5 protein-coding genes are annotated in these 5,632 nt (G+C 71.3%); 3 read left to right on the top strand and 2 right to left on the bottom strand.

Annotated elements, in window-relative coordinates:
• The coding region (locus AC2VOK_RS16280) for an MBL fold metallo-hydrolase (RefSeq protein ID WP_428901409.1) at nt 1-361 on the top strand (361 nt) is incomplete at its 5' end.
• A gap of 83 nt (nt 362-444) precedes the next feature.
• Complete coding sequence (locus tag AC2VOK_RS16275) at nt 445-1,140, top strand: crotonase/enoyl-CoA hydratase family protein (protein WP_428901408.1); 696 nt, start codon at nt 445-447, stop codon at nt 1,138-1,140.
• 62 nt (nt 1,141-1,202) lie between these two features.
• Here AC2VOK_RS16275 and cynS read toward each other — a convergent pair whose 3' ends face one another.
• Nucleotides 1,203-1,661, bottom strand: coding sequence for a cyanase (cynS, locus tag AC2VOK_RS16270; protein WP_428901407.1), 459 nt, complete (start codon nt 1,659-1,661; stop codon nt 1,203-1,205).
• Between the two features lie 18 nt (nt 1,662-1,679).
• The gene (locus AC2VOK_RS16265) at nt 1,680-2,429 is read right to left on the bottom strand and encodes a class I SAM-dependent methyltransferase (protein ID WP_428901406.1); all 750 of its coding nucleotides are present in this window, start codon (nt 2,427-2,429) and stop codon (nt 1,680-1,682) included.
• A 134-nt stretch (nt 2,430-2,563) separates the two neighbouring features.
• Between AC2VOK_RS16265 and recC the strand changes: the two genes are divergently transcribed.
• A partial coding sequence (gene recC, locus AC2VOK_RS16260) for an exodeoxyribonuclease V subunit gamma (protein WP_428901405.1) occupies nt 2,564-5,632 on the top strand: 3,069 nt, incomplete at its 3' end.

Raw genomic sequence — 5,632 nt, 5'->3', positions numbered from 1 at the left:
CATGAGCGAGTTGACCACCCACGAGAACCACGACAAGGTCACCGTCGGGGATATCGAGATCGAGTTGCTGCACACCCCGGGACACACGCCGGGCAGCCAGTGCTTCCTGCTCGACGGCCGCCTGGTCGCCGGCGACACCTTGTTCCTGGAGGGGTGCGGGCGAACGGACTTCCCGGGTGGGGACTCCGACGAGATGTACCGCAGCCTGCAGCGGCTCGCCACGCTGCCCGGAGATCCGACGGTGTTCCCCGGGCACTGGTACTCCGCCGATCCGAGCGCATCGCTGTCGCAGGTCAAGCGCTCCAACTACGTGTACCGGGCCTCCGATCTGGAGCAGTGGCGCATGGTGATGGGTGGCTGAACGACATCCGACAGCCGGCCGGGCATGAGCCCCGGCCCCGATCTGATTGAATCGACGTCGCTGTCCGTATCGAAGGAGCACCCATGAGCGGCCCGGTCGTCTACAGCCTCAAGGATTCCGTCGCCGTCATCCGGATGGACGACGGCAAAGTCAACGCGCTGGGCCCGACGATGCAGCAGGCGCTCGCCGAGGCGATCGACCGGGCCGAGCAGGAGGACGCCGGTGCGGTGGTGATCGCCGGCAACGAGCGGGTGTTCAGTGGCGGGTTCGACCTGAAGATCCTGACCTCCGGCGAGGTGCGGCCGGCGATCGACATGCTGCGGGGCGGGTTCGAACTGGCGTACCGGCTGCTGTCCCACCCGAAGCCGGTCGTGATGGCCTGCACCGGCCCCGCCATCGCGATGGGGGCGTTCCTGCTGACCTCCGGTGACCACCGGGTGGCCGCCCACGCCTGCAACATCCAGGCCAACGAGGTCGCGATCGGCATGACCATCCCGTACGCCGCCCTGGAGATCATGAAGCTGCGGCTGACGCCTGCGGCCTACCAGCAGGCCACCGGGCTGGCCAAGACGTTCTTCGGGGAGACCGCCGTCGCCGCGGGTTTCGTCGACGAGATCGTGCTGCCGGAGATGGTGCTCAACCGCGCCGAGGAAGCCGCTCGGGAATTCACCGGCCTGCACCAGCACGCCCACGCCGCGACCAAGTTGCGCGCCCGCGCCGACGCGCTCACGGCGATTCGCGCCGGGATCGACGGGATCGAAGCCGAGTTCGGGCTGTAGGCGGCGGCCGCAGTGACAAGGGCGGCCGGGCGGGCAACCGCCCCAACCACCTCCTCCGTACTTCAGTTGTCTTGGGCTGAAATCCATTCGTACGGAAGGAATTTACCGTCGAACGTCACGACGACGCGGTCGCCGGACGGGTGCGGCTTGCGGTGGATGTCGACGCTGAAGTTGATCGCGCTCATGATGCCGTCGCCGAACTGCTCGTGGATCAGTTCCTTGAGGGCGCCCCCGTACACCTGAAGCGCCTCGTAGAAGCGGTAGATCGTGGGATCGGTCGGCACCGCGCCCGCCGGCCCGCCGCGCATCGGCGGCGCGGCCAGCACCGGCACCGCCGACGCGTCCAGGCCGAGCATCTCGGCCAGGACCGCGCCGAATTCGGCGGGGATCGGATGCTGGCCGAGCAACGCGGAGGTGGTCCACACCACCGGCCTGCCGATGGCGTCGGCCAGCTGCTGCCAGCTCAGCCCCCGCGCCAGGCGGGCCAGGACGATCTGTTCGGTGAGTTCGTGTCGGTTCATGGCCCCAGCATGCCCGCGTCACGCCGGCTTGGTCGCGGTGACCACACGCGTGGCCGACCAGGGACCGCCGTACCACATGCGCCACCCGAGTTCGCGGCGGCGCACGTCCTGCCAGCCCAGATCCCGCAGGTGCGAAGCGTGCCGGCGGGTTTCCCACAGGTCGGCGATGACGAGCCGCCCCCCCGGCCGCAGCACCCGGACGGCTTCGGTGAGTGCGCGCCGGCGGCCGTCGTGTCCGGCGATGTTGTGGATGGCCAGGCTGCTGACGACGACGTCGACGCTGGCGTCCGCCAGCGGTAGCGCGGTGATGTCGGCGGTGCGCACCTCGACGCGGTCGGCGACGCCTTCCCGTTCCGCATTGGCCAGCGTGGCCCGCGATGAGTTGTCGGTCTGGTCGGCATGCCACAGGTCGACGCCGATCGCCCGTCCCCGCGGCAGCCGCTTGGCCGCGGACAGCAACACCGCGCCGCGACCACAGCCGAGGTCGAGGACCGTTTCGTCGCCACGCAGCCGCAGGTCGTCGAGCAGGCGGTTCCACACGTCGAACTTGCCGGCCCGCGTCGCATGCAGATAGAGGGCCGAACTTGCGACGATCGCCCCGGCAGACGCCCCGGCCAGCGCCGCCGTCGTCCGCTTGCCCCGAGTCCAGCTGAGCCGGGACCACAACGTCAGCGCCGCGACCTGGGCGGCGATACCCACCGCCTGGCCGCGCGCCGAGACGATGTGAAACGAACCGTCGATGCCGTAGTCACCCCGGTGTTCGGTCACAGGAGACGATCCTACGACTCGACGAGGCGCCGAAAGGCTTCAGCTCTTGTCAGCCTCTCCCGGCGCTGCAGTTGGGGCAGCAGGGCGGGACAACGGCCGCGCCCTGTCGGTCCCGCCAGCTACTGTGCAGTTCGATGGCGCTTCACCTGCACCGCGCCGGGCGCACCGACCTGCTGGCCGACGGGCTCGCGGCCCTGCTGGCCGACCCGTTGCCGGACCCGTTCGCCCAGGAGCTGGTGCTGGTACCGGCGCGCGGCGTGGAGCGCTGGCTGAGCCAGCGGCTGTCGCACGCGCTCGGGCGCCGGCCCGGCCACGACGACGGGGTGTGCGCCGGGGTCACGTTCAGAAACCCCGGGGCGCTGATCTCGGTGATTTCCGGGAACGCCGGCTCCGCCGACGACGACCCCTGGTCGCCCGACGCCATGGCATGGCCGCTGCTGCAGGTGATCGACTGTTCGCTGGACCAACCGTGGTGCCGCCCGCTGGCAACACATCTCGGCCACTTCGACACCGACGAACTGGAGGCCGAGCTGCGCCGGGCCCGCCGCTACGCGGTGGCGCGCCGGCTGGCCGGCCTGTTCGCCTCCTACGCCCGGCAACGTCCCCAGTTGCTGGCCGGGTGGCTGGACGGCGGCCCCGCCGGCGTGGACCCCGACCTGTCCTGGCAGCCGCACCTATGGCGGGCGCTGGTGGACGTCGTGTCGGCCGATCCTCCGCACATCCGGCACGACAAGACGGTCGCCCGGCTGCGCGAGGGACCGGTTGACCTGCCGGCGCGGTTGTCGCTGTTCGGGCACACCCGGCTGGCGTGCACCGACATCGAACTGCTCGAGGCGCTGTCCACCCATCACGATCTGCACCTGTGGCTGCCGCATCCCAGCGACGCGCTGTGGCGGGCACTGGGCGGGCGGCACGGCATCGTGCCCCGGTGCGACGACGACAGCCGCGGCGCGGCGCACCACCCGCTGCTGGAGACGTTGGGACGCGACCTGCGCGAACTCCAACGCTGCCTGCCAAGCGGCCCGGCCACCGACGAATTTCTCCACGCTGCGGCCAAACCCGACACGCTGCTGGGTTGGCTGCAATCCGACATCGAGGCCAACGCGCCGCGTCCCGCCGGCCGGTCGGCCCGGCCCGGCGACCGCTCGGTGCAGGTGCATGCCTGCCACGGCCCGGCCCGTCAGGTCGACGTGCTGCGCGAAGTCCTGCTGGGCCTGCTGCAGGACGATCCGACCCTGCAGCCCCGCGACATCGTGGTGATGTGCCCGGACATCGAGAACTACGCGCCGTTGTTCGTCGCCGCCTTCGGGCTCGGCGAGACGGCGGCGGGCGAGGGCCACCCGTCGCATCAGCTGCGGGTCAGGCTGGCCGACCGCGCGCTGACCCAGACCAACCCGCTGCTGGGCGTCGCCGCCGAACTGCTGGCCCTCGCCGGCACCCGGGCCACCGCCGGCCAGGTGCTCAACCTCGCGCAGGCCGCACCGGTGCGCGCGCGGTTCGACCTCACCGACGACGACCTCGACGCGATCACCGACTGGGTGCGCGAATCCAACATCCGCTGGGGATTCGACCCGCAGCACCGCCGGCCGTACGGGCTCGGCCACGTCGTGCACAACACCTGGCGTTTCGGGTTGGACCGCATCCTGACCGGGGTGGCGATGTCCGACGACTCGCGGGCGTGGCTGGACACCGCGCTGCCGCTCGACGACGTCGGCAGCAACAAGGTCGAACTGGCCGGGCGGCTGGCCGAATTCGTCGCACGGCTGCACCACGTCACCGACAACCTCAGCGGCACCCAACCGTTGACCAGCTGGCTGGACGCGCTGATCGAGGGGGTCGCACTGCTGACCCGCCCCGACGACACCTGGCAGCAGGCTCAGCTGCAGCGCGAGTTCTCCGAGGTGCTCGGGCAGGCCGGTGCCCGCGGCTCGACACCGCTGGCGCTGGCCGACGCCCGCGCCCTGCTCGAGCAGCACCTGGCCGGGCGGCCCACCCGGGCCAATTTCCGCACCGGCACGCTGACCGTGTGCACCCTGGTTCCGATGCGCTCGGTCCCGCACCGGGTGGTGTGCCTGGTCGGGCTCGACGACAAGGTGTTCCCCCGGCACGACATCACCGACGGCGACGACGCGCTGGGCCGCGACCCGCGCACCGGCGAGCGCGACATCCGTTCGGAGGACCGTCAGTTGCTGCTCGACGCCATCGGTGCGGCCGCCGAAACCCTGGTGGTCACCTACACCGGCGCCGACGAGCACGCCGGACATCCGTGTCCGCCGGCGGTGCCGCTGGCCGAGATGCTCGACGCGCTGGACCGGACGACACCGGCACCGGTGCGCGAGCAGGTGGTGATCCGCCATCCGCTGCAACCTTTCGACGTCCGCAACGTGAGGGTGGGCGGCCTGGTGCCCGGCCGGCCGTTCACGTTCGACCCCGCCGCACTGGCAGCGGCCGAAGCCGCGACCGAGACGCGTCGCGAGCCGGCGGCGTTCCTCAGCACGCCACTGCCGGCGGTGCCCGCCGCCGATGTTTCAGTAGCCGACCTGCTGGAATTCTTCAAAGATCCGGTCAAGGGATTCTTCCGCGCGCTGGACTGGACGCTGCCGTGGGACGTCGACACCGTCGAGGATGCGATGCCGGTGGCGATCGGCGCGCTGCAGGAGTGGAAGGTCGGCGAGCGCATGCTCCACGACATGCTGGCCGGCATGCATCCGGATGACGCCGCCCAGGCCGAGTGGCGCCGCGGGACGCTGCCGCCGGGCCGGCTCGGCATGCGCACGGCCACCGAGATCCGCGGTCGCGCGCGCGAGCTGGCGGTGGCGGCTTTGCGGCACCGCGACAGCGACGCCGCGGCGCACGACGTCGACGTCGCCCTGGGCAATGGTCGCCGGCTCACCGGAACGGTCACAACGGTTTTCGGCGCGCGCCCGGTGTCGGTGACCTACTCCAGGCTGGCGCCCAAGCATGTGCTGGCGTCGTGGATCGCACTGGTCGCGCTGGCGGCGCAGCAGCCCGACCGTGAGTGGGCCGCCGTGGGCATCGGGCGCGGCAAGACCAAAAACACCATCGCGCAACGGTTGTTCGTGGCGCCGCCGGACCCGGTGGCGGTGCTGGGCGACTTGGTGGCGCTCTACGACACGGGCCGGCGGGAGCCGCTGCCGCTGCCGTTGAAGACGTCCTACGCGTGGGCGCAAGCACGCCGCGAC

The sequence above is a fragment of the Mycobacterium sp. TH-M116 genome, assembly GCF_057473685.1.
The sequence above is the reverse complement of the archived record's forward strand: the minus strand, read 5'-3'. Positions and strand labels throughout refer to the sequence as shown.

Excerpts from the sequence above, each read along its gene's own strand:
- AC2VOK_RS16275 (WP_428901408.1), top strand. The coding sequence starts at position 445 with ATGAGCGGCCCGGTCGTCTACAGCCTCAAGGATTCCGTCGCCGTCATC.
- cynS (WP_428901407.1), bottom strand. The coding sequence starts at position 1,661 with ATGAACCGACACGAACTCACCGAACAGATCGTCCTGGCCCGCCTGGCG.